The following is a 26,233-nucleotide window of genomic DNA, read 5'->3' on the forward strand; positions in this document are numbered from 1 at the left end:
GGCTTGCGCGCCCCCCAGACCCCCCCCCCCCCCCCGGGGCCCGGCTGGCTCCCCCGGGGCCCCTCTCGATATCGGCGTGGTGAAGCAGGATCAGGAGCGGGATGCGAGCAGCCGACCATCCCGCTCCATGCGCCAGCAGAGCAGACCCAGGCTCAGGCCCCGGCCGACCATGAGCGCCGCCATCGCCGCCCAGAGCGCACCACTGCCCAGGGATTGCGCCAGCCACCAGACCGGGAAGAAGCCGCCAAATACCGCCACCAGCATGCTGTTGCGCATCTCACGGGCCCGGGTCGCCCCGATGAAGACCCCATCGAACAGGAAACACCAAACCGCCAGCAGCGGCATGGCCACCAGCCAGGGCAGGTTGTGTTGTGCCTCCCGGATCACCTCGGGCAGATCCGTCATGCTGGCGACAAGGCCTGGTCCCCCCAGGGCGAACGCCAGGGTAAAACCGGCGGCAATCAGCAGGGCCCAGCCCAGGTTGAGCACTATCACCTCCCGCAGCCCCTGACGGTCACGGCGCCCTATGGCGCGCCCGACCATGGCCTCGGCCCCATAGGCAAACCCATCCAGCCCGTACGAGATCAGCATCAGCAGATTGAGCAGGACCGCATTGGCGGCCACCGTCACGTCACCGAGCCGGGCTCCCTGCAGCGTCATGAAGGCGAAGCAGAGCTGCAGGCACAGGGAGCGGATGAAGATGTCACGGTTGAGCCCCAGCAGACGCAAGAAGACAGGCCACTGCCGAAAGCGGTGCAGGGCGCCCTGCCAGACCGCCGGATCCAGCGCTCGCAGGCGGCGGCTCACCAGCCAGATGCCGACCCCGAGCGCACAGTGATCGGCGATGAGGGAGGCCGCCGCCACCCCTTTGACCTCCCAACCCCATTCCAGCACGAAGAGAGCATCGAGGGCCATGTTGACGAGATTGGTCAGGATCAGCAGCGCCATGGGCGTACGGGCATCCTGCAAGCCCAGCAGCCAGCCCATGATCACCAGGTTGCACAGGGCCGCCGGGGCACTCCAGATCCGCACCGCCACATACTGGCCCGCATAGTGCTGCACCTCGGCCGAGCCTCCGCTCAACCCAATGATCTGGGGCAGGAGGGGGAACACCAGCAGCATGATGCCCACCCCCAGCAACAGTGCCAGCGCCATGGCCCGCATCAGGGTATCGAGCATCTCCCGCCCGCAGGCCGCGCCATGGGCCTGGGCGGTCAACCCTGTGGTCGACATGCGCAGGAAGCCAAGCAGCCAGAAGATGAGATTGATCAGGGTCGCCCCGACCGAGACTCCACCGAGAAACCAGGCCTGACTCAGGTGGCCGATGACCCAGGTATCGACCAGCCCGAGCAGGGGGGTGGTGATGTTGGAAAACACCATGGGCAATGCCAGGGCGAACACGGCGCCGTGGCGGGCAGGGTCCCGCAGCCAGTCGGGGAAACGCGCCACGGGCTCAGCTGCCGGACAGGGTCAGGATACGGTCAAAATCCGAGACCAGTGCCTTCATCGCCACATGAGGCACCTGACCCGGGGCGGACTCGGGTCGAAAGATGGCTTGCAGCTGACCTTCTGGATTGACCAGCACGATGGAGGCCGAGTGATCGATGAGGTAATCCTTCTCCCCCTGCTCGGCGATTGAGTAGATGAGTCCCAGGTTGCGGACGAAGGGGAACAGGGCGCCATGGGGCGCGGTCGCCGCCTTGAAGTCGGGCTGGAAGAAGGCGACGTAACTCTTCAGGCGCGCCGGCGTGTCCCGCTGGGGATCCGCCGAGATGAAGACCACCTGGCTGCGCGCATCCAGCTTCTGCAACTCGGGATAGACGGACCTCAGATCGGCCAGGGTGGTAGGACAGACGTCGGGACAGAAAGTGTAGCCGACGAACAGGAAACTCCAGTGCCCTTTCAGGTTTGCCGGCGTGAAGGGCTGGCCATCGGCATCGGTCAGCGAGAAGGGGCCAAGGTCTCGCCCAGCGGCATAATAGGTGGCCTGTTCAGGCTCTTCGGGTTTGTGGATAAACCAGGCGCTGGAAACACCCGCGATAAATACCAGCAATAACAGGGGGAAACGCCACTTAGCCATAGTCAATCCAGTGATCCGCCAACAAGACGATGAAGAGTACCATCAGATGGGTGATGGAAAATTTGAAGCATTGTATCGCAGTCTGCTCGTCCGGGGAGAACTTGAGACGCCAGGCCCACTGTACAAACCTCAGATTGAGGCAGAGGCTGCCGATCAGATAACCCGGGCCTGCCATGCCAACCAGCCAGGGCAGCAGGCACACCAGGGTGAGCAACAGGGTGTAGAGCAGCACGCAGGTTTTGGTGAACTCGATGCCATGGGTCACCGGCAACATGGGAATATTGACCCTGGCATAGTCATCTCGTCTGTGGATGGCCAGCGCCCAGAAGTGGGGCGGGGTCCAGGTGAAGATGATGGCCACCAGCAGCAGGGCGTGGGGATCCAGCGTCCCGGTGACCGCGGTCCAACCAAGCAGGGGAGGCATGGCCCCCGCCAACCCGCCAATCACTATGTTCTGCGGGGTCGCCCGCTTGAGCCAGACAGTGTAGACGACGGCATAACCTATCAGGGAGCCTGCGGTCAGCCAGGCGGTCAGGCCGTTGACGCCCAGCCAGAGGATGGCGATGCCGCCGGCACAGAGCGCCAAGGCAAACGTCATCGCCTGACGAGTCTCGATACGCCCCCTGGCGACCGGCCTGTGGTGGGTACGCGCCATGCGCAGGTCTATGTGCCTGTCGAGCACATGATTGATGGCGGCCGCCCCTCCCGCGGCCAGGCCAATTCCCGTCAGGGACAGGAGCACCAATCCCGTGCCCGGCAGCTGACCGGTGAGGTACATGCCGACCAGGGCGGTGAGCAACAGGAGCGCGACCACCTTGGGCTTGGTCAGCATCAGATAGTCTTGCCAACGCCATCTCGCCGTGGCGTGCAGTGCATGCGTTCGCGCCATCTCAACGCTCCTCTGTTTGGGCCGACCGGCGGCCGAGTGCAAACCAGACGGTCACCATGGTGAGCAGCAGCAAGGCGGCCACCCCATGGTGAGCCAGGGCCACGGGCAAGGGCAGCATGAGCCCAATGTTGCTCACCCCCAGCACCACTTGCAGCAACACCAGGGTGGCCAGCACGCCTCCCAGAACCGCCCATCCCTCTCGACCCAGCTGCCAGGCCAGCCACAGCAGCGTCAGTACCGTCACCAGGGCCCAGCTTCTGTGGGTCAGTTGTATGGTCATGCGAGCCCCGTAGGGCAGCACGCCGAACTGATAACTGTCGCTCGGCGGCGGCACGGGATCGAACGCGCGAATGAAGTCGAGCCAATGCCACCAGGGTCCCTCGCACCAGGGCAGCTGATGACAGGTGAGCGCCGCATAGTTGGCCGACGTCCAGCCGCCAAGGGCTATCTGGATCACCAGCACCACCAGGCCTACCCGCAGCAGCTGCAGCGTCCGCCCGGGCGCCTGCACCGATGGCGAGGCGTGTGTCGCTGACCAGTGTCTGAGCGCGGCGAGCCAGAGCAAGGCCAATATGGTCATACCGCCCAGCAGATGGCTCAGCACCACCAATGGAAACAGGTTCATGGTCACCGTCAGCATGCCGAGCAACCCCTGACCCACCACCAGTGCCAGCGTCAGCCAGGCGAGCCGTCGGCCCTGCCGTCGGTAGAGAGAGAATAGGGCCTGAGCGAGGATGACAAGCCCGAGCAGGCCAGCGCAATAGCGGTGGATCATCTCGTTCCAGGCGAGGTGGGGTTGCAGCGGGGTATCCGGGAAGCGGCGCTCTGCCAGCATCAATTCATGGCTCTGGCTCGGCACCAGGTGAAAGCCGTAGCACCCGGGCCAGTCCGGACAGCCGAGTCCGGCCTCCGTCAACCGGGTGTAGGCGCCGAGCACCACCACCACCCCCGCGAGCAACAGGGCACACAGACTGATCCAGCGCATATTCCCCCCATGGGCCCAGTGGGCCAGATGGTCTCTTGTTATTATCCGATCCTTGATAACTTCAATAGCTTGCGAAGGTCTGCCAGCAATGCCTCCCCGGCCGCGAGGCCCCCTCCCGCCTCCAGCACTATGGGGTAGCGCAGTATCAGCCGTCCCTGGGGATCGGCGATATAGATGAACCCCTGGGCCAGGCCGCTCTGATTCTCCGCCACCTGGATCAACGGATCGCCGCTCTCGCCGCCCAGGCGCATGGGCACCACCCGCTCCCGCTCCTGGCCAAGCGCCAACCAGCTCTGATGCAGCAGGAAGAGCCCGGCCTCACAACGGGCATCACACACCGCCTGCGTGGGCATGAGCATATGCCAGCGACCCTGTTGGGGAACCTGCCCCTCTACCCACTCCCCTTTCGCCGTCACCCCACCTTCGAACCAGTGCTGGTTCAGCACCAGCCAGGCGATCGCGGGAGAGGCCAGAAAGACCAGCACCAGACCGAGCAACGGCATCATCTTCATTCAACCTCCTTGTCATCGTCATAGGAGGACGCCTTGCGCCACCACCAGAGCGTGAGACCCGCCAGGGTCAGGGTCATGGCAAACCACTGCACGGCATAACCGATGTGGCGCTCGGGGGTCATGGGGCTATCCGGCTTGTGACGCACCAGGTCGGGCCAAGGGCCGCCTTCCTCCAATATCAGGACAAAGGGGAGTACCGGCCGCTGCCACCGTTCGGTCAGCCAGGCGGTGTCTATCGCCTGGACTCGCGTTGGCCACTCTTCCTCTGGGCCGCCGAGACGCAGAGGGGGATGATAGGGGCGCGCCACCCGTCCTCGAATTCGGTACTCTCCTGCCGGTTGCGAAACAGCTGGTATAACCTGACGATCTTCTCCTTGGGGCACCCAACCCAGATCGACCAGCAATAACCCCTGTGCCGTAACCAGAGGGCGTAAAACCTGGTAACCCGGCTGCCCTTGATAAACCTGGTTATCGAGGAAGAGGGTGAGCCCTGGGGCGAATCCCCCTTCCAGTGAGAGCTGATAGCCATACCTGTCCTCCTTGACCAACAGGTCCTGCAGACTCAGTTCAAGCTGGCCACGCTGCTGACCTTGGTCAAGCAGCTGGCGCTTTTGCGCTGCACGAGTCAACTGCCAGCTGCCCAGCCAGACCATGAGCAACCCCATGGTCAAGGCCAGCACCAGCAGGCCAACCCTGCCTTTTGCCCCTGCAAAACCGCCTATAATCATGGCATTACCCTTAGAGTGACGCCCATGATCATCAAATTCCTTATCGTATTGCTGCTCGCCATGGTACTGATTTCCCTGTTCAGGGCCCTGTATCAACTCGTCAGGGGCCAGACTCACCTGCCGGCGAGCCACTACCTGGGGCGCAGAGTGATCTTCTCCGTGCTGCTGGTCATATTGCTCTTGCTGGCCATGATGAGCGGCCTGCTGACCCTCAATCCCTCACCTTTCTGATCACTCTCTAAAGGATATAGACGAAAACAAACAGGCAGAGCCAAACCACGTCAACAAAATGCCAGTACCAGGCGCTCGCTAGGAAGGCAAAGTGGTGATGCGCATTGAAGTGTCCCTTCATGACCCTGAGCCACATGATGGCCAGCATCAGGGTACCCAGGAAGACATGCATGCCGTGGAAGCCGGTCAGCATGAAGAAGGTGTTGCCATAAATGCCGGATTTGAGGGTCAACCCCATCTCGGTATAAGCGTGGTAATACTCAAGCACCTGCAATGACAGAAAGAGGAGGCCGAGCAGTACGGTGCTGCCAAGCAACAGCTTGACCCTGTTGCGATGGCCCCGTTCCAGGGCCTGGTGAGCGAGCTGCAAGGTCACCGACGAGCTGAGCAGCAGCAGGGTATTGATAAGGGGCAGGCCTTGCCAGGGCATGGCCTCGGTCTGGGTCCCCCCCGGAGTGGTCACCAGTGGCCAGATGGCCTTGAAGTCGGGCCAGAGCACTTGGTGAGTGCTCAGATGGTGCAGATGTTCTCCCCCCAGCCAGGGTACTGACAGCACGCGTGCATAGAAGAGTGCCCCGAAGAAGGCACCGAAGAACATGACCTCGGAGAAGATGAACCAGCTCATCCCCTGGCGAAAGGATCTGTCCATCTGTGGGCTGTACAGCCCGCTCATCGACTCGTGGATGACATGGCCGAACCAGCCAAACAGCATGCCCGTGAGAGTCAGGGCTCCCGCCAGCAGGAGCCAGCCCCCGGGGTTGCCATGGCTGATCAGCATGCCGGCTCCCGATGCCATCAGGAACAAGCCAACCGCCCCCATGATGGGCCAGGGACTCTGCGCTGGCACATAGTATCTCGAATCGTTCGCCATTCTCGCCTCCGATACCGGACTCTCGATCCCCTTGCCCGGGGTAAGTTCAACCATTTTGGCCGCCCTGGCCCGCCGCCTTGGTCACGTCATACAGGGTGTAGGATAGGGTCAGGGTATGCAGCTCGGCCGGCAGCGCCTGATCGACATAGAAGTACAAGGGCAACTGGGCCTGCTCCCCGATCGCCAGATGTTGCTGCTGGAAGCAGAAACACTCCGTCTTGTGCAGATAGCGGGCGCCGATCCCCGGCGTGACGGAGGGCACCGCCTGCAACACACGTGCACTGTCGGCCGCGTTTTCAACGTTGAAGTGCGTGCGGCTCAGCTCGCCCGGGTGCACCTTGATGCGCTGCACCACGGGGGCAAACTTGCCCTCGAACCCAGGGAAGGGATAGGCCACCAGCTCCAGCGTCACGGTGCGGCTGCTGTCTATCTCGCCCGTCGCGGCCGTGGCGGCCACGGACGCCGTCTTGCCATTGATCCCCGTGATCCGGCACAGGACGTCATACAGGGGCACCAGGGCATACCCGAAACCGAACATCAGCAGGGTGGCCAGTACCAGTTTGAGAGTGAGCCGGGCGTGCATGTCACTTCACCTCTGGCGGGGTGGTGAAGGTGTGATAGGGGGCTGGCGAGGGAACCTCCCACTCCAGGCCATGGGCCCCATCCCAGGGTTTGGCCGCGGCCGCCTTGCCACCGCGGATGCACTTGATGACCAGGTAAAGAAAGATGAGCTGGGACAGACCAAACGCGAAACCGCCCAGGCTGACGATGCCGTTCACATCGGCGAACTGGATGGAATAGTCGGGGATCCGCCGCGGCATGCCCGCCAAGCCGAGAAAATGCATCGGGAAGAACAAGACGTTGACCGAGATGACGGAGCACCAGAAGTGCCACTGGCCGAGTCGTTCGTCATACATATGGCCAGTCCACTTCGGCAGCCAGTAGTAGGCCGCTGCCATGATGGAGAAGACGGCTCCCGTCACCAGGACGTAATGAAAGTGGGCCACCACGAAGTAGGTGTCGTGATACTGGAAATCCGCCGGTGTGATGGCCAGCATGAGGCCGGAGAAGCCACCCATGGTGAACAACACGATGAAGGCGATGGCAAACAGCATGGGCAGCTCGAAGCTGAGGGAGCCTCGCCACATGGTGGCTACCCAGTTGAACACCTTCACGCCGGTGGGCACCGAGATCAGCATGGTGCAATACATGACAAACAGCTCGGCAAACACCGGCATCCCCGTGGTGAACATGTGGTGGGCCCATACCAGAAAGCTCAAGCCGGCGATCGAGGCGGTGGCGTAGACCATGGAGCTGTAACCGAACAGCGGCTTGCGGGAGAAGGTGGGGACAATGGCCGAGATGATGCCAAAGCTCGGCAGGATCATGATGTAGACCTCGGGGTGACCAAAGAACCAGAAAATATGCTGGAACATGACGGGATCCCCACCCCCTGCGGCATCAAAGAAGCTGGTGCCAAAATACTTGTCGGTCAGCACCATGGTCACCACCCCCGCCAGCACCGGCATGACGGCGATCAACAGGAAGGCGGTCACCAGCCAGGTCCAGACAAACAGGGGCAGCTTCATCCAGGTCATGCCGGGTGCCCTCAGGTTGCAGATGGTGACGATGACGTTGATGGCCCCCATGATGGAGCTGATCCCCATGATATGGATGGAGAAGACAAACAGCGCCGTGCTGTCCGGGGAGTAGTGGGTGGAGAGAGGGGCGTAGAAGGTCCAGCCAAAATTGGGGCCGCCCCCTTCGGTGAACAGGGTGCCGAGCAGGATCAGGAAGGCGAACGGCAAGATCCAGAAACTCCAGTTGTTCATGCGCGGCAATGCCATGTCTGGCGCCCCTATCATCATGGGGATCATCCAGTTCGCCAGCCCGGTAAAGGCGGGCATGACGGCGCCAAACACCATGATCAGGCCGTGCACCGTGGTCATTTGGTTGAAGAAGCCGGGGTCGACCAGCTGCAAGCCGGGTTGAAACAGCTCGGCACGGATCACCATGGCCATGGCGCCGCCGGTCAGAAACATGATGAAGCTGAACCAGAGATAGAGGGTGCCGATGTCCTTGTGGTTGGTGGTCAGCAACCAGCGCAACAAGCCTCTGGGCTGATGGCCATGCTCTGCCTGATGATCGAGATCCGTGACGACACTCATCTTGCTCTCTCCTACATGGATTTGCCCTTGAGGAAGGCGTCGACATCCTTGGCCTGAACCTCGTCACCCTTGTCATTGCCCCAGGCGTTGCGTTCATAGGTGATGACCGCCGCCAGCTCCTGCAAACTGAGCTGCTTGGCGAAGGCCTGCATGGCCGTGCCCGCCTTGCCGTTGAGCACAATATCCAGGTGTCCCGCCTTGGGACCCAGCGCGATCTGGCTGCCCTTGAGGGCGGGGAAAGCGCCCGGAACCCCTTGCCCGTTGGCCATGTGACAGGCGGAGCAGTGGCCAAGATAGACCTTCTCGCCGAGCGCCATCAGCTCATCCCGGCTCATGGTCATCGAGAGCAGCTTCTGCTCTTGCTCCTTGGCCGCCAGCTGCTCGGCCCGCGTCTTGCTCAGCCACTGGTTGAATTCGGCCTCCGGCTTGGCGATCACGACGATGGGCATGAAGCCGTGCCCCTTGCCGCACAGCTCGGCACACTGACCCCGGTAGAGGCCGGGGTGATCGATGCGGGTCCAGGCCTCATTGATGAACCCAGGGTTGGCATCCTTCTTCACCGCAAAGGCCGGCACCCACCAGGAGTGGATCACATCCTGGGAGGTGATGAGAAAGCGCACCTTCTTGCCGGTGGGCAGCACCAGAGGGCGATCCACCTCGAGCAGATAGTTCTCCCCCTTGCGGCGCTTGTTGTCTATCTGCGCCTGAGGCGTGGCCATCAGGCTGTAATACTCGACACCGTCGTCGAAATAGCGGTAATGCCATTTCCATTGGGAGCCCGTTATCTGCACCGTCAGGTCGGCATCGCTGGTATCTTCCATGGCGATCAGGGTGCGGGTAGCGGGTACGGCCATGCCGATGAGGATGAGGAAAGGGATCAGGGTCCAGAGGATCTCGACCCGGGTGCTCTCGTGGAAGTGGGCAGCCTGCGCGCCCTTGTCCTGCCGATGATGCCAGATGGCCCAGAACATGACCCCAAACACCAGCAAGCCTATCAGGGCACAGATGATGAGTATGGTCATGTGCAGGTCGTACACGTTGCGACTGACGGCGCTGACCCCCTCCGTCATGTTGAAGCGCATGCTGTTGCCGAGCGATGACTCGCTCCAGACACACAGAAAGATTGAGAGAGTAATCAGGACTCTTTTCACTCTGCCCCCCATTGTTAGCGCTGCCCTGCCGGGCGTCTCTTCCCCGAGATTGGTCTTGCGTGCCAATCAACAGGCTAAGTAAAGCAGCAAATGAGAATGTGTGAAAAAAGTGTTAAGAAATAAATTGAAAAAACAGCAGGGAATAAAAAGGCCCCGCGAGGGGCCTCAATCACATCCAGTCGGCGTTGCGGATCACGCCGACGGCCAGTCCTTCTATGGTGAGATGCTGGCTCGCCAGGTCGACGGCGATAGGCTGCAACTCTTCGTTTTCCGGCAACAGCCAGACCTGGCTGCCCTTGCGCTGGAAACGCTTGACGGTGACATCCTCATCGAGCCGTGCCACCACCACCTGACCGTTGCGCACCTCCTGGGTCTTGTGCACCGCCAGCAGATCCCCGTCCATGATGCCGATGTTCTTCATGCTCATGCCCTGCACCCGCAGCAGGAAATCCGCTCGCGGATGAAACAACGCAGGATCCACCTGATAGTGGCTCTCGATATGTTCCTGGGCCAGGATGGGCTCGCCGGCCGCCACCTTGCCGATGAGGGGCAGCCCCTGATCTTCGTTGGCCGCCTCCTCTACCTCGTCGAGCAACAGACGGATGCCCCGCGAGGTGCCCGGCAGGATCTCGATGGCCCCCTTCTTGGCCAGCGCCTTCAAGTGCTCTTCGGCCGCATTCGCGGATTTGAACCCAAGCTTCTGGGCGATCTCGGCACGGGTCGGCGGCATACCGGTCTCGCTCATGTTGACCTTGATGAGATCAAGAACCTGAGCCTGGCGGGGAGTGAGGGGTTTCATAAGATTGGCACCTGTCTTTTTATACAGCACACTGGCAGTATATACAGTGTGCTGACCAAGGCAAGGCTCGACTGACAATTGTCGCAGGCAAGGCCAAAATAACCCTGCTCCGGCCCTCATCGGCGGACTCATCGTACCTCTCGGCGACAAGCCCTGCGTGATTTGCTATGCTCACGCCGCATTTTTTTGGAGAGCAGACGCACATGTCCCTCGGGCAGAGTATTTCCAGAGCCATACTGCAGTGGCCGGTCAGCGGCTTGGTCAATCACAAGAGCCTGCCGGAAAATCCCATCACGGAACTCAAGCTGGATCCGGCCAGACCCATCGTCTATGCCCTGAAGACCAGCTCGATCACCGACCTGATGACACTGCAGCAGTGCTGCGAGGATCTCGGTCTGCCGGGTCCCTTCACCCCGCTCGAACTGGGGGGCAGAACCGTGCCACGCTACGTCTGCCTCGATCGGCCGCCCCCCCTGTTCGGCTCACGCAGCAAGCCGCTCCCCTTCCTGCAGGAGTTTCAGCAGCTGCTGGACTTGCACAAGCTGGATGCCGATCTGGATGTGCAGATGGTCCCCGTCACCCTGTTCTGGGGCCGCGCCCCGGGCCGGGAAGGGGAGGAAGCCTCCGGCTGGAACATCATCAGCAGCCTGGCGCCGAACCGTCTCAAGAAGGCGCTCATCGTCATCCTCAAGGGGCGCGAGAACCTGGTGCGCTTCTCCCCGTCGCTCTCCCTACGCCACATGGCGGACAAGCACGGCACGGATCAGGCTATCGCCCACAAGCTGGCGCGGGTGGCCCGCATTCACTTCAGCCGCCAGCAGCTGGCTGCCACCGGCCCCAAGCTGCCCAATCGCACCCTGCTGTTCAGGCAGTTGCTCGATTCCGGCGTGATCCAGCAAGCCATAGAGGAAGAGGCCGGGCGCGAGGGCATCAGCCTGGAGAAGGCCAAGAAGCGTGCCCATGACTACATGGACGAGATCGCCTCCGACTTCTCCTACCGGCTGATCCGCCTCGGTGAGAGCTTCCTCGGCTGGCTGTGGAACAAGCTCTATCGCGGCCTTTCGGTCAACGGCGCCGAACAGGTGCGCCAGCTGGCGCAGGAGGGACACGAGATAGTCTACGTCCCCTGCCATCGCAGCCACATGGACTACCTGCTGCTCTCCTATGTCATCTATCACCAGGGCATGGTGCCGCCCCACATAGCGGCAGGCATCAACCTCAACTTCTGGCCGGCGGGCCCCATCTTCCGCCGCGGCGGCGCCTTCTTCATTCGCCGCACCTTCAAGGGCAATCCGCTCTACAGCACCGTCTTTCGCGAATACCTCAACCTGCTGTTTGCCAAGGGCTATTCGGTGGAGTTCTTCACCGAAGGGGGCCGCTCGCGCACCGGCCGCCTGCTGCCCCCCAAGACCGGCATGCTGGCGATGACCCTGCAGGCCATGATGCGCGGACTGGACAGGCCGGTGACCCTGGTCCCCGTCTATCTGGGCTACGAGCACGTGATGGAGGTGAACACCTACCACAACGAGCTCAAGGGCAGCCGCAAGGAGAAAGAGAGCTTCCTGCAGGTGCTCGGCATACTGCGCAAGCTGCGCAACTATGGCCGCGGCTTCGTCAACTTCGGCGAGCCGCTGACTCTCAACGGCTATCTCAACGAACACGTGCCGACCTGGAAGGAGCATATCGGCGAGGAGGAACGCCCCGAGTGGATGGCGGGCACCGTCAACCAGCTGGCCGAACTGCTGATGACCCGGATCAACGATGCCGCCGCCGTCAACGGCCTGACCCTGAGCGCCCTGGCACTGCTGGCCGCCGAGCGCCATGCCCTGACCCGGGACGAGCTGCAGACCCAGATCAACACCTATCTGGATTTGCTCAAGCAGGTGCCCTACAGCGAGCGGAGCACGCTGCCCCAGGACAACGCCAAGGATCTGCTGGATCAGGCGATGGAGCTCAACAAGTTCGAGGTGAGCGAGGACAAGCTGGGCCAGATCGTCAGCCTGGACCGCTATCAGGCGATCCTGTTGACCTATTACCGCAACAACATACTGCACCTGTTCGCCCTGCCCTCCCTGGTGGCGGCATTGATTGAGCGCTGCGAGGGGATCTCCCGCGGCGAGATCGTCGCCCGCTGCGTCGACATCTACCCGCTACTCAAGACAGAGCTGTTCCTTCGCTACCAAGAGGAGGAACTGCCGGAGCTGGTCGATGCCCTGCTGGCCGAGCTGCAACGCCAGCAGCTGATCGAGGCGCGCGATGGCGGCTACTGGGTCAATCCGGGCAACCAGATGCGCCTGCTGCTGCTGGCCGAGAGCATCCAGGAGACACTGCAACGCTACGCCATCGTGCTGACCCGCATGCTGGCCCAGCCCCACATAGAGGCGGAGCAGCTGGAGGCGGACGGCCTGATGATGGCGGAGCGCCTCGGCACCCTGCACGGCATCAATGCTCCCGAGTTCTTCGACCCCAAGCTGTTCAGCACCCTGATCCACACCCTGCGCAGCGAAGGTTACCTGGATCCGGGCTGCAAGCCGGATCTTGGCCGCTTCCAGGCCCTGGCCGACAACATAGTGCCGCTGCTGAGCAACAAGATCCGCCGCACCATACAGGCGGGCAACCGGCAGCCAGGCTGATCATGCCAGCCAATGAAACAGGGCCCCAGCACGGGGCCCTGTTTCATTGATGCTCCTATCACCCGCCTGTCCGCCTCTTGCAACCCATCCACGTGAGCATCCGTCAGAAACGACCAGGGCCGCATCCTGCGGCCCTGGCATCGAGATGGCGCAACCGGCCGGTTACCAGTAATGCAGTACCAGCCCGGCAAACACCAGGGCCCCGACATAGTTGTTGTTCAGGAAGGCCTGGAAGCAGGCCTCCCGCTGCCGCTCCCGGATGAGCCGCTGCTGGTAAACGAACAGGACGGCGGCACCCAGCAGACCCCAGTAATAACTGGCCCCCAGCGTCATCAGCTGGCCTGTTCCCAACAGGATCAGCAGGGTTGCCAGCTGCAGCAGGCCGATGATCAGCTTGTCGAAACGGCCAAACAGGATGGCACTCGACTTGATGCCGAGCGTGAGATCATCATCCCTGTCCACCATGGCGTACTGGGTGTCATAGGCGATGGTCCACAGCACATTGGCCAGGAAGATGAGCCAGGCCGCCGGGGGCAAGGCATTGGCCGCCGCCGCATAGGCCATGGGGATCGACCAGGAGAAGGCCAGACCCAGCACCAATTGGGGGATGGGGATGAAGCGCTTCATGAAGGGGTAGCAGACCGCCAGCACCAGGGCGGCGAACGACAGGGCTATGGTCAGCGCATTCTGGGTCAGCACCAGGGCAAAGGAGAGCAGTGCCAGCACGGCAAACAGTGCCAGCGCCTCCCTCGGGCTCACCTTGCCCATGGGCAGGGGCCGCCCCGCGGTGCGCTTCACATGACCATCGAAATGACGATCCGCGTAGTCGTTGATGACGCACCCCGCCGAACGCATGGAGAAGACCCCTACCACGAACACCAGCAGGGTGCCGAGCGCCGGCACGCCCCCGGCCGCCAGCCAGAGCGCCCACAGGGTGGGCCAGAGCAGCAACAAGGTGCCGATCGGCTTGTCTATCCGTGCCAGCTGGACATAGGCCAGCCCACGCTCCTTGGTCAATACAGTCACAGCAACTCCTTGTTTTAAACTGGAATATCAAGAGAAACGGCGATAGGCGCGCCAGGATCCCACGCTATTGTGGTTCCTGGCTCAATCCAGCCACGACGGTGAGGGGAGATCGGTCAGCACGAGGCCGGGCAAGAGCACCTCGTGCACCAGCAGGGGCCAGCCATTGAGATAGAGGCGCGAGCGCCGCCCCCAGAGCGACAGTGGTTGGTCCTGTGCATCCGTCAACGTGAAACGGGCCAGTTGCAGGCCATCCCGCCGGGCGGGAGCCGCGCCGAAGAGGCGCTCTCCCAGGGGCTGATCCCCCAGCCGATCCAGCCCAGCCCCCGTCAGCGCCGCCTCGGCAAACAGGGTCCATCCCAGTACCGCGGGCCCGTTATCGCCATGCAGCAACACCTCCCGTCGCAGGCCGGCATCGACCCCCAGCAGGCCCTGTTCGTCCGGGGCCAGCCCTTGCAGGTGGTGACCAAGCAGCTCGAGAGAGAAGTGGTGGTTGTGGCGGCGCAGGCGCGCCGTCATGGAGCCCGCGTCGAGCAGCCAGGGCGCGAGTCGCGCCGGTGGCTCGGCCAGCACAGGCAGCAACCAGTCACTGGTCCGCGTGAGGGGAACAGTCAGCTCGGATTTCACCGCATCACCATCCAGAGAGTTCCGTCATCAGGTTAAAATCGGGCTTATTATCGGTAAATCGATCGAAAAATGTAAGGAAATCCGTGCTTGACGCCCCAGCGGCCAACATCAAAAATGGGGCATCTCACCAGTCTGAGTCCCTACCATGCCCAATGTATCGCAACGCGTTCGCCAGCTCGTCCCCTTGCTGCTCGCCCTCCTGGCCAGCCCGGTCTGGGCGGCAGACCCCGCCGCCGATGCCACGACCCAGCAGGATGGGGTCGCCTACCACCCGATGGAGCCCGACATCATCACCAACTATCTGAGCGAGGGTAAGACCCTGGGCTATGTGAGGGTCACGGTCGAGCTGATGGCCGACAATCACGGGGACCTCAAGCTGCTGGAAGTGCACGATCCCCTGATCCGCGACGCCATCATCCGCCTGATGGGCAGCAAGACAGCGGAGCAGATCAAATCCCTCGCCAGTCGTGAAGAGCTGCGCAAGGAGTGCGAGGCCAGAGTCAATGAACTGCTGGTGCGCGAAACCGGCAAGAAGGCGGTCAAGGAACTGATCTTCACCAAGTACCTCTATCAGTGAGGTCGGCGCCTGTATTCGCAATGCAAATTGATTAGAATACGGCGAAGTCATAAGCCAAGGTGATCGACGCGGATGGGCAACAAGACCCTGTGTGAATGGCGCCGCCATGAGATCCCGTTCGATCTCAAGACGCTGCGCAAGATAGTACGCAAGCCCAAGTTCGTCTGTGGCAAATGCGCCCGCAGCGCCAACGACAAGGCTTACCTCTGCCAGCCCTTGCGGCTCAAGGAGAAGTGACTCGCCGCCAGCGAATGCGGATTGCCCTGACCAGCTGACCAGGCCGGGCTACTGATCCGTCCACCCCTGCCTACCCTGGGCAAACAGCTTGCGCGCCTGGGCATCGTTGGGACAGACACCGCGATACTCCTCCCCGGAGCGACCGGCCAGATAGAGGTGCTCGGGACGACAGTACCAGGCGAGCCCCTTCTGGTGGCCCTGTGACCACAAGGCATCATCGACCCTGTCGCCACAGCGGGTCTGGTGAAATGCGACCCGCTGGGCGGTGAATCCCAGCTTGCCATCGGCTTCCCCCACCCCGTCCCAGGGTTGCTCGCACGGGTCGTCCGAGTTGGAGACGCAGCCGCCGAGCAGAGCGGCGACGCAGAGCATGAGTAATGGGCGCATCTTGATCCTTGAGCGTCATTCGGGCTTTCATTCTAGCGAGCCAGTCTCCCGCCACCAAGCCCGGTTTTCACCCACCACCAACAAATCAGGCGGGCCAAGGGCCCGCCTGATTTGTTTACCGTCTGGCCTCACTGGTCGTCGAAGTCGTCGTCAAACTGCCAACTGTCGTCGTCCAGCTCCTCCAGCTGCTCCTCCCAGGATTCCGGCTCCCAGTCATCGTCGAGCTCGTAATCCGGCTTGTGTCCACCCATGCTCATTCTCCTTGGACAGTGCACCCGCTCTCAAAGTCTATCCAGAAAAATGGGGCTCGCCAGTGCGCGATGGGCGGACTCCCGGCCGGGCAATTCAGTCGAGCCCGTCCAGGCAACGGGACAGGGTGCGAGCCAGCGCCCCCTGATTGCGCAGCACCACGGCGCGGGCCTGCTCCCCCCGCTCGCGACGCTCCTGCTCATCGGCCAGCAGGGTGCTCACCTTCTCCCCCAGCTCGTCGCTGCGTGCCACCACGATGGCGCCGCCCTGGGCCACCAGCTGGCGAGTGATGTCGCTGAAATTGAAATAGTGGGGCCCCGTCAGGCAAGGTTTGCCCAGCGCCGCGGGTTCCAGCAGGTTGTGGCCACCCACACCGACCAGGCTGCCTCCCATGAAGGCCACATCGGCCGCCGCCAGCATCGACGGCAACTCGCCCATGGTGTCCCCCAGATAGACGCCGTCCTCCTCGCGGATCGGGTCGCCGCCGCTGCGCCGCACGCAGCCGTAAGGGGCGCACAGCTCGGCCACCCGATCGAAGCGCTCCGGATGGCGGGGCACCAGGATCAGCAAGGCCGAGGGATGGCTAAGCCGCACCCGATCGAAGGCGGCCAGTACCTGCTCATCCTCTCCCTGATGGGTGCTGGCGGCGATCCAGACCGGCCGATCTCGGCCCAGCGCCTGGCGCAGGGCTAGCCCCTTGCTCAGCACCTCGTCGCCGAACTGGATGTCGAACTTGATGGAGCCGGCCACCGCCAGCCGTTCACGGCCGATGCCGAGTCGATGGAAGCGATCCGCGTCATCCTGATGCTGGCAGAGCAGCAGGCCAAGGGGGCGACTCAGGGCATCGAAGGCCCCCTGGAAGCGGCGGTAACGCCCGCAGGAGCGCTCCGAGAGCCGGGCATTGATGATGGTCACCGGCAGGTGGCATGCCTCGCAGGCCGCCAGCCAGTTCGGCCACAGCTCGGTCTCCATCACCCAGAGCGCGCGAGGCTTGAAGGTGGTCAGAAACCTTGAGACGGCCCAGGGATAGTCGAGGGGGGCGTAGCGATGCATCACCAGATCGCCGAGCCTGGCCGCCTGTTCGGCGCCGGTGCGGGTGGTGGTGGTGAGCAGGATCGGCAGATCCGGGCGCTCGGCCTTGAGGGCCCGGATCAGCGGGCTGATGGCGAGGGTCTCCCCCACACTGACCGCGTGGATCCAGAGCGGCGCCTCCTGCCCGGTGGCAGGTGCCCGCCCCAGGTGCTCGCGCCAGCGCGCCCCGAACCCGGGCTTGCCACGCCTGGGCCGGTAGAGCGCCAGCAGCGCCAGGGGCAAGCCCAAATGGATCAAGAAGTTATAGAGCAGTCGATAGCCCATCAATCGCCCAGCTCCAGTCGCTTGCCGGCCTCGATCACCTGCTCGGGCGGCAGATCGTTGAGGCATTTCAGATGGCCGAACTTGCAGGTGCGCTTGAAGCAGGGGCGGCACTCTATGTCGGTGTGCACTATCTCGACCCTGTCCGCCAGAGGCGGCGTATAGAGCGGCGAGGTGGAGCCATAGACGCCGATCAGCGGCCGGTTCAGGGCCGCGGCGATGTGCATCAGGCCCGAGTCGTTGGAGATGACCTGGCGGGCCAGGGCCATCAGGTCGATCGCCTCATGCAGGCTGGTCTTGCCTGCCAGCACATGGCAGTGACTCTGGCTGCGGGGATTGAGGCTGGCCCGGATCTGGTTGGCCACCTCCACATCCTTGCCGGAGCCGAAGATCCACACCTGCCAGCCCTCGTCGAGCCGGATCTGGGCCACGGCCGCGTAGTGGCGCTCCGGCCAGCGCTTGGCGGGGCCGAATTCGGCCCCGGGACAGAGCACCAGCACGGGGCGGGCGTTATCCAGTCCGAGTCGCTCAAGCGCCTTGCTCTGGTTGATGAGATCCACATTCAGGGCCGGGTGGGGAATGGCCGGGATATCGGCCCGGCTCTTCATCTGCGCCTTGGGGTACGCCAGGGCCAGATAGGCCTCCACCATCAGCGGGAAGGCGGATTTGTTGCTGCGCAGGTCGTTGAGCAGGCCGAAACGATGCTCCCCCTTCCAGCCGGTTCGCACCGGTATCCTGGCAAACCAGGGGATGAGCGCCGACTTCAAGGAGTTGGGCTGGATGATGGCCTGATCGTACTGCTCGGCGGCCAGCTGCTTGCCGAGCCGGCGCCGCTCTCCCAGCTTGAAGTCACCGTGGCCGAGGGGCATGGGCACCGCCTTGTCCACCTCCGGCATGCGCGCGAGCAGGGCGCCGCACCAGGCCGGCGCCATCACGTGCAGCTCGCAGCCGGGGTGGTTGGCCTTGATCGCCTTGTAGAGGCTCTGGGACATCACCATGTCGCCGACCCAGGAGGGGCCGATCACCAATATCTTCATGCTTGTTCTGTTCCTGCGTCTTGCAACACGCCTCTCACGAAGTCTTCGCCGGCCACCCAGCTGAACACCTCATGGGCCTTGATATGGGTCTGAAAATAGCTGTGCAGACCATAGTGATGATACCCATCCCGTCTGACGGTGCGCCCCCACCAGCGCTTGAACCGTTTCTCCAGCCTGTCCTTGGCGTGCAGGTCGTGCATCGTCTCCATGGCCACCACCTTCTCCTTCTGGCGTGCCAGCGACAACGGGTGGCTGTAGCAGCGCCAGGGCCCCAGCGGCGAGGTCTCCTGCTGCCAGGGCGGCAGCGTGGTGCCCGCATGCTCGGGTCCATAGGGGAAATCATGGACCCGGCGCAGGTGATTGGCATAGAGCAGCACCCGGGCCGGCACCTGGCCGCTGCGCCGGATCGCCAGGGCCAGGGCACGGGCCGTGGCCACATGATCCCCATGGGGGTCCACTTCGGGATGGGTCACCAGCACGGTACTGGGTCTGATCTGGGTCAGCAGGGCCGCCAGATCGGCCAACAGCAGCGCCCCCTGGTTGTCCGGCTGCTCATCTCCCGGCAACGGCCGGGGATTCCAGCGCCGAAACGGCGCCGGGGTCAGCGCAGGCAGCTGACCATGGGCCACCCTGGCCTCCGGGTCGGCCACCAGCCTTGCCAGGCTGTCGTTGAAATAGCCCAGGCAGAACAAACGGGCGGCACTCACCCCGGCCAGCAGCGGGGTCGTCACGCTGTTCCAGGCCCGGATCACCCCCTTGCGTGCCGAGGCGCTCGGCAGATCCGCGTCCAGACCCGGGATGTATTGGCGATCCAGCCGACCGAGCTTCTCCCCCGCACTCAGGGTCACTATCCAGCTGCGTTCGGCATGGTCGCTGTAGAGCCCGAAGGCGGCCAGCTCCGCATCGTCCGGATGGGGGGAGAGGATGAGCACAGGGCCATCCGCCAGCGCCGGATTGGCGAAGGCCAGCAGCCGGGCCTGCTCCTGCCAGCGGCAGTCGATGCCCCGCAGTCGCACCCGATCCAGCTCGCCCAGACCCGTCAGGTTGAGAAAGCGCCTGCCCCGCTGGTTCGCTTCGAAATATTGCTCACTGCCGACGCTGTCGGCGTCGATGCGCAGGCACCCCTGGCGCCGCTTGTGGGTCGCCTCATAACCAAATTCCAGCAACAGGGTGTGCTGGGTCAGCTCACCGGGAGCGGCCACATCCAGCCTGCCATCCGGCGACAGCTTGACGGGGGAAACCCAGCTCGGGGCCAGGGGATAGCGATGATCCTGTGTCGTCATGATTTAATCCTGAATGAGGGCGAGGAAACGCCTGGCTATCTCGCCATCATCGAATCGCTCGACCCAGTGAGGCTGGAGCCGGACCGGGTCGGCCAGCGCCTCACCCATCTTGGCGGCCAGGGCGACCTCATCGGCTGGCGCCAGCAAGCGGGTCTGCTCCTCGATCAGCACCTCGCGGATGCCGCCGGGCACATCCGTGGCCACCACCTGGGTGCCGCAGGCAAGCGCTTCAATCAGCACCAGTCCCAACCCCTCGGTGCGGGAGCTGAGCACGAAGGCTTCGGCACGGGCGACCCAGGGATAGGGGTTGTCTCTGTGGCCCAGCAGGATCACCCTGCCAGCCAGCCCCAGAGACTGCACCTGCCGCTCCAGGGCGGCACGCTCGCTACCCTCGCCGATGATCACCAGTTTGCACTCCAGCTGCGCCCGCTTGAATGCCCGCAGCAGCAGGCCCTGGTCCTTGACCGGCACCAGCCGCGCCACATGCACCAGGAAGGGGCCTTCGATCACGGGGTCGGGATCATACTGCGCCAGCTGGCGTACTCGTGCCAGGGGGACACCGTTGTGGATCACCGTCTGGCGGGCTGGCCGCACCGAAAAGTGGGACAGGGTCTGCTGCAACACCCTGGCGATGCCGTGGGAGACACAGATCACCTGCTTGTCCTGAAACAGCTTGGCGGTGAGCCAGCCACCGAGGCGATAGCCCCTGAGCTTGGAGGAGGGCCCCTCCACCAGCTGCCAGCAACGGGGGTCGCGCAGATCCCACAACAGTTCGAACGCCCCCTGGCCCCGGATCAGGATCTGGTCGAAGGAGCCGAATCGGGCCTCCATCTCGGCTATCCGCTCTCTGGCCAGGGCGCTGGTCCGCCAGCCAGTCCAGACGAATCCAGATCCCGGCAGCAGATGCCTGAGCAGGCCTCGCCCCAGCAGATCCCAGCCCAGCCCGGCCAGGCCACGCCTGGCGTCACGCTCAATGTCGCCCCCGGCGTGCAGTTGCACGGCGGGATCCGGGCTCAGTCTGGCATCCCCGCGCAACACCCAGATATGCACCTCATGGCCCTGTGCGACCATGGCATTGGCCAGGGTGATGCTGGCCTGCTCTATGCCTCCTTGTTGCAGGCGGCGCAATATGATGAGAATGCGCTTCATCTGGCCGCATCCGCCAGACCGCGGGGATAGCGGCGGCGCCAGCAGAGGGTCACCAGGCCCCCGACTATGATGTTGAACACGAAGGTGCCCGTGCCAAACGACATGTAAGACTCGAAGTTGTTGACGATGACCCAGAACACGAAGAAGCAAAAACCGAACACCAGCACATCGGTCGGCATCAGGCCCGCCCGCCAGGTCAGCCAGCAATCCCGGCCAATGGCCCCAGCCAGGCCCAGCAGCAGCAGGGTTCCGGCCAGGCCGTAACTGAGCTGCACCTCGAGGAAATAGTTGTGCAGATGGCCAAACTGCTGCTTGACCCAGTCAGGCAGGGCATCGGAGTGGGCCAGCACCCGGCTGCGGGCCTGGGAGCCCCAGCCGAACCAGGGCCGTTCCATGATCTTCTCGGCGGCCACCTTCCAGGTGTTGGCCCGGATCCCGACGCTGGTGTAGGGGATGTCGTCCCAGTCGCCACGCAGCAGTTGCTGGATGACCGGAGCCTCTTGCTCGTAGCGCTGCTCCACGTGGGCGATGCCACGCTCCCCCAGGGTCAGGCACAGCAGGGCCGTGGCCGCGAGTAGCAGGCCGAGCAGCCAGCAGCGGGGACGCTTGAGCCAGACCCAGAACACCAGGGCCAGCAGCAGGGCCAGGAAGATGGCGAGGAAGATGGCCCGGGTCTGGGTCACCATGATCCCCAGCGCCGCCACGACCAAGGCGCCCAGCCAGAGCGGCAGTCGCCACCAGAGCCGCGGGCCGGCCGCCAGCCAGCGCTGGCTGAAGCAGAGACAGCCGAGCATCAGGGTGCCGAAGTACATGGCCACATGCTGGGCGTTGCGGATGCCAAAATCGACCCTCACCCCCGCCATGCCCTTTTGCCACGCCTGCCAGTCAGCGGACGAGCTCAGCACGGCGAACAGGAGCCCCAGCGCGGCTATGCCCCACAGCCAGAAGACGTTGCGCAACCTGCCCGCCAGCAGCACGGCGGTGGCGAAGAAGAAGAAGATCTTGGTCAGTCGATCGAGGTGGGGATTCGGGCTGGAGATGACGGTCGGCGCCAGCATCCCCAGGCACCAGGGGATCAGCTGCACCAGCACCGCCAGCAGGACAAACTTGAAGTAGGTATCGAGGGCCATGCGCCTGTGGGAGGTCAGCATCAGCAGCAGGGTCATGGCCAGAAACCCCACCTCCATCGCCTTGCCGACCCCGCCAAACCAGATGCGGCAGAGGGCATAGATCAGCAGGCAGGCGACACCCAGGCCCCTCAGGTAAGGAGACAAGCCAGCCTCCTCTCCCCCGCCCCATTGTCCATCCAGGCGTTTGATGATGTTTGTATTCAAGGTGTGGCTCGCTGCGGCAATGACAAGGCCTCAAATTGAGGCAAAACGCTCTCGGCGAGGAAGGGCTGATAGTAATCCGCCGTGATGATGACGGGGGCGGCATCCATGCGGGCGATGGCATCGGCCAGGGCCGCCTCGTCTTGCAGCGGCACCAGGAAAGCGGCCAGCTCGCCACTCAGTATCTCCTTGGGGCCGGACGGACAATCGACACTCACGATCGGGGTGCCGAGGAAAAGCGACTCAATCAACACCCTTGGCAACCCCTCCCCATCCGAGGTGAGGATCAGCGCCTTGGCGTGCTTGATGTAGGGATAGGGATTGGTCTGGTAGCCGGGCAGCATCACCCTGGATGTCAGGCCGAGCTCGTCGATGAGCCCCCGCACCCTGGCCTCCTCCTCCGGCTTGCCCTTGCCCAGCAGCAGCAGGGGCGTCTGCACCCCGCTGGCCCGATAGGCCCGCAGCAGCCGGTCGTGGCGCTTGCGATGCTCGAAGGTGCCCACATTGATCAGATACTCCCCGGCGGGCAGGTCGGCCGGCTCGGCGGCCATGCGCACGAAGCCTTCCCGCTCGTAGGGGTTGTAGATGGCGAGGATCCGCTCCGGGGTGAGTTCGGCATCCTGCAGCAGGCCCTCGACCACCCCCTGGGAGCAGCCAATCACCTTGCGGCCGTTATAGAAGCGCTGCAGCTTCGCCTTGGCCTTGGCCTTGGCCTTGGGGGTATAGCGGGAGGCGAGCATGTTGCTCTTCACCCAGAACCAGAGGTTGGGGTGATCGAGGTGGCGGGTGATCTTGTCACAGGAGCAGGAGAGCACTACATCCGGCGCGAGGCGACGGATGGCCCTGGCGATACGCCAGGCTTGCCATTTTTCGACCAGAACATTGGAGAGGGCCTTGGTGACCCCATTGACCAGGGCCAGGTTGATCACCTCCAGCTCAGGCGGCAGACGATGTTCGATCAGGTCGCGCAGTATGAAGACCGTCACCCTGTGGCCGCGCTGACGCAGCCCTTCCGCCGTGTTGATGAGAGACTTTTGCGCGCCACCACCATACAAATCTTCAATCACAAATACGAAACGCTTGGAGTTCATGCATCATCTCATCAAGGAATAACGTCGGTCACTCGGTGAGTCACCGATCGGCCCGCCCGGCGCGGCAACCACCCGCCCCCTGGCAGACAGAGGGAGCACGACAGGGGCGAGTAACACCCGTATCGGGATGAAAAATCATCTTGGCTGCCAACAAATCGACTTGAACAGCCATAAAGCGGCACAACCCATGCCAAGCGAGCAAAGGATAGTCGGCGATTTTCCGTGACCCCCAGCGGCAAGTCAAACTTTGCCCACCAAACTTGAATCAGGATAGAATGTGGCTCACCTTCCTTCGCCGGTTATTTCCATGGAACAACAACAACCTGTCACCCTGGCGGTGGCCCTGACCACCTTCAACAGCATGCGCTGCCTGCCCATGGTGCTCGATAGCGTGCAGGGGCTGGCACAACGCATAGTGGTGGTCGACTCCGGCTCCACCGACGGTACCCGGGAATATGCGGCCGGGCGAGGCTGCATCGTCATCGAACGCCCCTGGCCAGGCCCGCTCAAGCAGAAAGTCTTCGCCATGGAACAGTGCGCCCCGGCCAGGTGGATCCTGCTGCTCGACTCCGACGAATCCCTTGAGCCCGAACTCAGGAGCGACATGGAGCGGGTGCTGCACGAGGACGATCCCGCCATCAGCGCCTGGGAATTCCAGCGCAAGATCTGGTTCCTCGGCGGCTGGCTCCACCACATGTATCAGCCGGAGTGGCGTCTGCGTCTGGTGCGCAGCGATCAGTGGCGGATGGAGGGCAAGATGGACCTCTATCACGACAAGCTGGTCACGGACGGCAAGGTAGGCAAACTCAAGGGCATCTGTCGGCACGACTCCTATGCCGACATCAAGGATGCGGTGCTGCGGGCCCAGCGCTACGCCGAGCGCGCCGTGGGTCGCGAGATGAAGGGGGGTCGCTGGTACGACTTCATCTGGTGCATCATCGACGTGCTCTGGCGCCACGGCATTCGTCAGCGCGCCTTCCTCGATGGCAAGCGCGGCCTCATCATGCTGGGCATCACCATGGCCTCCAAGCTGATCCGTCAGGCCTATTTCTGCCAGCAGCGGTTGCAGCCGCCGAAGAAGGACTGGGAAAACCCCGTGGTCTGAACGACCTCAAAAGCAGCATCATTCAGGGCCCGTCATGGGCCCTTCTGCTGCGCCCGTCAGGCAGGTTGCCAGAGCGCCCTGCCCCAGTGCGCGATGGCGCCGGCCATGGTCTTGGGATCGAGCTGACTCATGTCCTCGGGATGATCGCTGTCCTCGGGGGGGCTGAATGCCAGGTGGCGCCCCTCCTGGTTGAGCGGGCGCCAGCGCAGCGGCCGGGCCGAGCGGTGCGCCGGGAAGAAGCCCACGGTCGGGACATCCAGGGCGGCCGCGATGTGCAGCGGCCCCGTGCTGCCCGCCATGAACAGGGCGGCATTGGCCAGCACCTGACAGAACTTGGGCAACCCCTCGTCGGAACGATAAATCCAGCCGTTGCCGCCATGGGCCAACAGCTCGGCCGCCAGCTGCTCGGCCTTGGTCTCTTCCCCGGGCCCGGCGGTCAGCACGCACTGCAACTCGGGGCAGGCCTGGTTGAGCTTGATGATGAGCCGGGCATATTGCGCAATGGAGAGGTTGTTGGCCGAGCCACCGCTGCCCGCATGCACCATCAGCCAGGGGCGCGTCACCTCCAGACCCAGCTTGTCGGCGGTCTCGGCACGCACCCTGGCCAGCAGCTGGGGCTCGAACGCCAGATAGGGCGCCTGCGGCTCGACCACGCTCGCCTGCTGATCGGCCAGGAAATGACGGATCAGATCGAGGTTGTACTCATACTCCGGCTTCTGGGAGCGGGAGCGGCGCTGCACCAGGCGCTGGTTGTAGAGCACCTGGGCCAGCTTGGTGGCCGGGGCGAGCCGGTAGGGAATGTGGGCCTTCCACACCAGCTTGGCGTTGCGGGTGTTGGAGAACAGGCAGATGGAGGCATCGAAGGCGGCCGCCTTGATGCGGGCCAGCAGGGCGCGCTGCTGCTCCTTGTCGGCGTGGGCGCCCGGATCCAGGATCACCTCGTCAATCCAGGGGCAGAGCCGTGCCAGCGGCGCCGTATAGCCCGGAACCAGGGCCGTCACATGACAGTTCATGGAGCGCTTGAGCATGGCAAAGCTCGGCCAGGCCAGCATGAAGTCACCAATCTTGTCATTGCGAACAACCAGAATGCGTTTCATAAAAGATCCCTTTGCTCCCCACACCCAAGGCGGGAAGGCTGAATGCGCGATGGGGTATTCTTGCCTGATGCACTGCTATTCTCAAGCGACGACCTTATAATGCCAGCAATTTTCCGGTTGCAGGACGTCATCACATGAGCACCAGGGTTATCTATCCGGGGACCTTCGACCCCATCACCAATGGCCACACCGATCTGGTGGCGCGGGCCGCCAGTCTGTTCGATGAAGTCGTGGTCGGGGTGGCCAACAGCCCGAGCAAGCGGCCGCTGTTCGATCTGGCCGAGCGGGTCGCCCTGGCCAGCGAAGTCACGGCCCATCTCGGCAACGTCAAGGTGGTGGGCTTCTCCGGTCTGCTGGTCAACTTCGCCCGGGAGCAGAACGCCAACGTGCTGATCCGCGGCCTGCGCGCCGTCTCCGACTTCGAATACGAATTTCAGCTCGCCAACATGAACCGTCGCCTGATGCCGGAGCTCGAGAGCGTCTTCCTCACCCCGGCCGAGGAGAACTCCTTCATCTCGTCTAGCCTGGTGAAGGAGGTGGCCCTGCATGGCGGCGACATCCATCAGTTCGTCGACCCCAGGGTCGCCCGGGCCATCGCCGCCAAGCTGACCAAACCCTGAGTCCCCATAACAGCAGAGCG

The 26,233-nt window shown here is 63.4% G+C and carries 28 protein-coding genes; 6 read left to right on the top strand and 22 right to left on the bottom strand.

The window, feature by feature from the left end; translation table 11 throughout:
* Positions 1–90 precede the first annotated feature (90 nt).
* The 6 genes from ACW5W4_RS15780 to ACW5W4_RS15805 form a co-directional block, all read right to left on the bottom strand.
* Complete coding sequence (locus tag ACW5W4_RS15780) at positions 91–1,380, bottom strand: MATE family efflux transporter (protein ID WP_456690046.1); 1,290 nt, start codon at positions 1,378–1,380, stop codon at positions 91–93.
* Between the two features lie 73 nt (positions 1,381–1,453).
* A complete protein-coding gene (locus ACW5W4_RS15785) occupies positions 1,454–2,080 on the bottom strand; it encodes an SCO family protein (RefSeq protein ID WP_456690014.1) in 627 nt (208 codons plus the stop codon).
* A complete protein-coding gene (gene cyoE, locus ACW5W4_RS15790) occupies positions 2,073–2,969 on the bottom strand; it encodes a heme o synthase (RefSeq protein ID WP_456690015.1) in 897 nt (298 codons plus the stop codon). Before cyoE ends, ACW5W4_RS15785 begins: the two co-directional genes overlap by 8 nt.
* A gap of 1 nt (position 2,970) precedes the next feature.
* The gene (locus ACW5W4_RS15795) at positions 2,971–3,954 is read right to left on the bottom strand and encodes a COX15/CtaA family protein (protein WP_456690016.1); all 984 of its coding nucleotides are present in this window, start codon (positions 3,952–3,954) and stop codon (positions 2,971–2,973) included.
* A 41-nt stretch (positions 3,955–3,995) separates the two neighbouring features.
* Complete coding sequence (locus ACW5W4_RS15800) at positions 3,996–4,466, bottom strand: hypothetical protein (RefSeq protein ID WP_456690017.1); 471 nt, start codon at positions 4,464–4,466, stop codon at positions 3,996–3,998.
* Positions 4,463–5,194 carry an SURF1 family protein gene (locus ACW5W4_RS15805; RefSeq protein WP_456690018.1) on the bottom strand — a complete coding sequence of 244 codons (732 nt, stop codon included), beginning with the start codon at positions 5,192–5,194 and terminating at the stop codon, positions 4,463–4,465. The genes ACW5W4_RS15800 and ACW5W4_RS15805 overlap by 4 nt, the downstream gene beginning before the upstream one ends.
* A gap of 24 nt (positions 5,195–5,218) precedes the next feature.
* Between ACW5W4_RS15805 and ACW5W4_RS15810 the strand changes: the two genes are divergently transcribed.
* Positions 5,219–5,425, top strand: coding sequence for a DUF2909 family protein (locus ACW5W4_RS15810; protein ID WP_456690019.1), 207 nt, complete (start codon positions 5,219–5,221; stop codon positions 5,423–5,425).
* 7 nt (positions 5,426–5,432) lie between these two features.
* Here ACW5W4_RS15810 and ACW5W4_RS15815 read toward each other — a convergent pair whose 3' ends face one another.
* From ACW5W4_RS15815 to lexA, 5 genes are all read right to left on the bottom strand, one after another.
* Positions 5,433–6,350: a cytochrome c oxidase subunit 3 gene (locus ACW5W4_RS15815; RefSeq protein WP_456690020.1), complete on the bottom strand. Its 918-nt coding sequence runs from the start codon at positions 6,348–6,350 to the stop codon at positions 5,433–5,435.
* Complete coding sequence (locus ACW5W4_RS15820; protein ID WP_427262851.1) at positions 6,343–6,879, bottom strand: cytochrome c oxidase assembly protein; 537 nt, start codon at positions 6,877–6,879, stop codon at positions 6,343–6,345. The genes ACW5W4_RS15815 and ACW5W4_RS15820 overlap by 8 nt, the downstream gene beginning before the upstream one ends.
* A gap of 1 nt (position 6,880) precedes the next feature.
* A complete protein-coding gene (gene ctaD / locus ACW5W4_RS15825; protein ID WP_408798098.1) occupies positions 6,881–8,464 on the bottom strand; it encodes a cytochrome c oxidase subunit I in 1,584 nt (527 codons plus the stop codon).
* Between the two features lie 11 nt (positions 8,465–8,475).
* Positions 8,476–9,615 (bottom strand): cytochrome c oxidase subunit II, encoded by a 1,140-nt coding sequence (gene coxB / locus ACW5W4_RS15830; RefSeq protein WP_427262853.1) that lies wholly within the window; start codon positions 9,613–9,615, stop codon positions 8,476–8,478.
* A 169-nt stretch (positions 9,616–9,784) separates the two neighbouring features.
* The gene (gene lexA, locus ACW5W4_RS15835) at positions 9,785–10,414 is read right to left on the bottom strand and encodes a transcriptional repressor LexA (RefSeq protein ID WP_408797481.1); all 630 of its coding nucleotides are present in this window, start codon (positions 10,412–10,414) and stop codon (positions 9,785–9,787) included.
* A gap of 203 nt (positions 10,415–10,617) precedes the next feature.
* Between lexA and plsB the strand changes: the two genes are divergently transcribed.
* Complete coding sequence (gene plsB, locus ACW5W4_RS15840; RefSeq protein WP_456690021.1) at positions 10,618–13,047, top strand: glycerol-3-phosphate 1-O-acyltransferase PlsB; 2,430 nt, start codon at positions 10,618–10,620, stop codon at positions 13,045–13,047.
* Positions 13,048–13,209: 162 nt separating this feature from the next.
* On the opposite strand, the gene ubiA is transcribed toward plsB, so the two are convergent.
* Both ubiA and ACW5W4_RS15850 read right to left on the bottom strand, forming a co-directional pair.
* Positions 13,210–14,073: a 4-hydroxybenzoate octaprenyltransferase gene (gene ubiA / locus ACW5W4_RS15845; RefSeq protein WP_427262855.1), complete on the bottom strand. Its 864-nt coding sequence runs from the start codon at positions 14,071–14,073 to the stop codon at positions 13,210–13,212.
* Positions 14,074–14,154: 81 nt separating this feature from the next.
* Positions 14,155–14,697 (bottom strand): chorismate--pyruvate lyase family protein, encoded by a 543-nt coding sequence (locus tag ACW5W4_RS15850; protein ID WP_456690022.1) that lies wholly within the window; start codon positions 14,695–14,697, stop codon positions 14,155–14,157.
* A gap of 145 nt (positions 14,698–14,842) precedes the next feature.
* Between ACW5W4_RS15850 and ACW5W4_RS15855 the strand changes: the two genes are divergently transcribed.
* Together ACW5W4_RS15855 and ACW5W4_RS15860 are read left to right on the top strand one after the other, a co-directional pair.
* Positions 14,843–15,274 carry a flagellar basal body-associated FliL family protein gene (locus tag ACW5W4_RS15855; protein ID WP_427262857.1) on the top strand — a complete coding sequence of 144 codons (432 nt, stop codon included), beginning with the start codon at positions 14,843–14,845 and terminating at the stop codon, positions 15,272–15,274.
* 72 nt (positions 15,275–15,346) lie between these two features.
* The gene (locus ACW5W4_RS15860) at positions 15,347–15,511 is read left to right on the top strand and encodes a hypothetical protein (RefSeq protein ID WP_408797490.1); all 165 of its coding nucleotides are present in this window, start codon (positions 15,347–15,349) and stop codon (positions 15,509–15,511) included.
* 48 nt (positions 15,512–15,559) lie between these two features.
* On the opposite strand, the gene ACW5W4_RS15865 is transcribed toward ACW5W4_RS15860, so the two are convergent.
* The 8 genes from ACW5W4_RS15865 to ACW5W4_RS15900 form a co-directional block, all read right to left on the bottom strand.
* On the bottom strand, positions 15,560–15,898 hold the full coding sequence (locus ACW5W4_RS15865) for a DUF2799 domain-containing protein (protein WP_456690023.1): 339 nt from the start codon (positions 15,896–15,898) through the stop codon (positions 15,560–15,562).
* A 128-nt stretch (positions 15,899–16,026) separates the two neighbouring features.
* Complete coding sequence (locus ACW5W4_RS15870) at positions 16,027–16,149, bottom strand: hypothetical protein (RefSeq protein WP_408797494.1); 123 nt, start codon at positions 16,147–16,149, stop codon at positions 16,027–16,029.
* Positions 16,150–16,243: 94 nt separating this feature from the next.
* Positions 16,244–17,503 carry a lipid IV(A) 3-deoxy-D-manno-octulosonic acid transferase gene (gene waaA, locus ACW5W4_RS15875; RefSeq protein WP_456690047.1) on the bottom strand — a complete coding sequence of 420 codons (1,260 nt, stop codon included), beginning with the start codon at positions 17,501–17,503 and terminating at the stop codon, positions 16,244–16,246.
* Positions 17,503–18,537, bottom strand: coding sequence for a lipopolysaccharide heptosyltransferase II (waaF, locus tag ACW5W4_RS15880; RefSeq protein WP_427262859.1), 1,035 nt, complete (start codon positions 18,535–18,537; stop codon positions 17,503–17,505). The genes waaA and waaF overlap by 1 nt, the downstream gene beginning before the upstream one ends.
* Positions 18,534–19,820 carry a PIG-L deacetylase family protein gene (locus tag ACW5W4_RS15885; RefSeq protein WP_456690024.1) on the bottom strand — a complete coding sequence of 429 codons (1,287 nt, stop codon included), beginning with the start codon at positions 19,818–19,820 and terminating at the stop codon, positions 18,534–18,536. The genes waaF and ACW5W4_RS15885 overlap by 4 nt, the downstream gene beginning before the upstream one ends.
* Before the next feature lie 3 nt (positions 19,821–19,823).
* Positions 19,824–20,969, bottom strand: a complete 1,146-nt coding sequence (locus ACW5W4_RS15890) for a glycosyltransferase (protein WP_456690025.1) — start codon at positions 20,967–20,969, stop codon at positions 19,824–19,826.
* Positions 20,966–22,243, bottom strand: a complete 1,278-nt coding sequence (locus ACW5W4_RS15895; protein ID WP_456690026.1) for an O-antigen ligase family protein — start codon at positions 22,241–22,243, stop codon at positions 20,966–20,968. Before ACW5W4_RS15895 ends, ACW5W4_RS15890 begins: the two co-directional genes overlap by 4 nt.
* Positions 22,244–22,299: 56 nt before the next feature.
* Entirely contained in the window at positions 22,300–23,391 is a 1,092-nt protein-coding gene (locus ACW5W4_RS15900) for a glycosyltransferase (RefSeq protein ID WP_456690027.1), read from the bottom strand.
* Between the two features lie 307 nt (positions 23,392–23,698).
* Here ACW5W4_RS15900 and ACW5W4_RS15905 point away from each other — a divergent pair, with 307 nt between their 5' ends.
* Positions 23,699–24,496 (top strand): glycosyltransferase family 2 protein, encoded by a 798-nt coding sequence (locus ACW5W4_RS15905; RefSeq protein ID WP_456690028.1) that lies wholly within the window; start codon positions 23,699–23,701, stop codon positions 24,494–24,496.
* Between the two features lie 56 nt (positions 24,497–24,552).
* On the opposite strand, the gene ACW5W4_RS15910 is transcribed toward ACW5W4_RS15905, so the two are convergent.
* Complete coding sequence (locus ACW5W4_RS15910) at positions 24,553–25,593, bottom strand: glycosyltransferase family 9 protein (protein ID WP_456690029.1); 1,041 nt, start codon at positions 25,591–25,593, stop codon at positions 24,553–24,555.
* 134 nt (positions 25,594–25,727) lie between these two features.
* Between ACW5W4_RS15910 and coaD the strand changes: the two genes are divergently transcribed.
* Positions 25,728–26,213, top strand: a complete 486-nt coding sequence (gene coaD, locus ACW5W4_RS15915; RefSeq protein WP_041997535.1) for a pantetheine-phosphate adenylyltransferase — start codon at positions 25,728–25,730, stop codon at positions 26,211–26,213.
* Positions 26,214–26,233: the final 20 nt, after the last annotated feature.

It is taken from the genome of Aeromonas crassostreae (assembly GCF_054052445.1).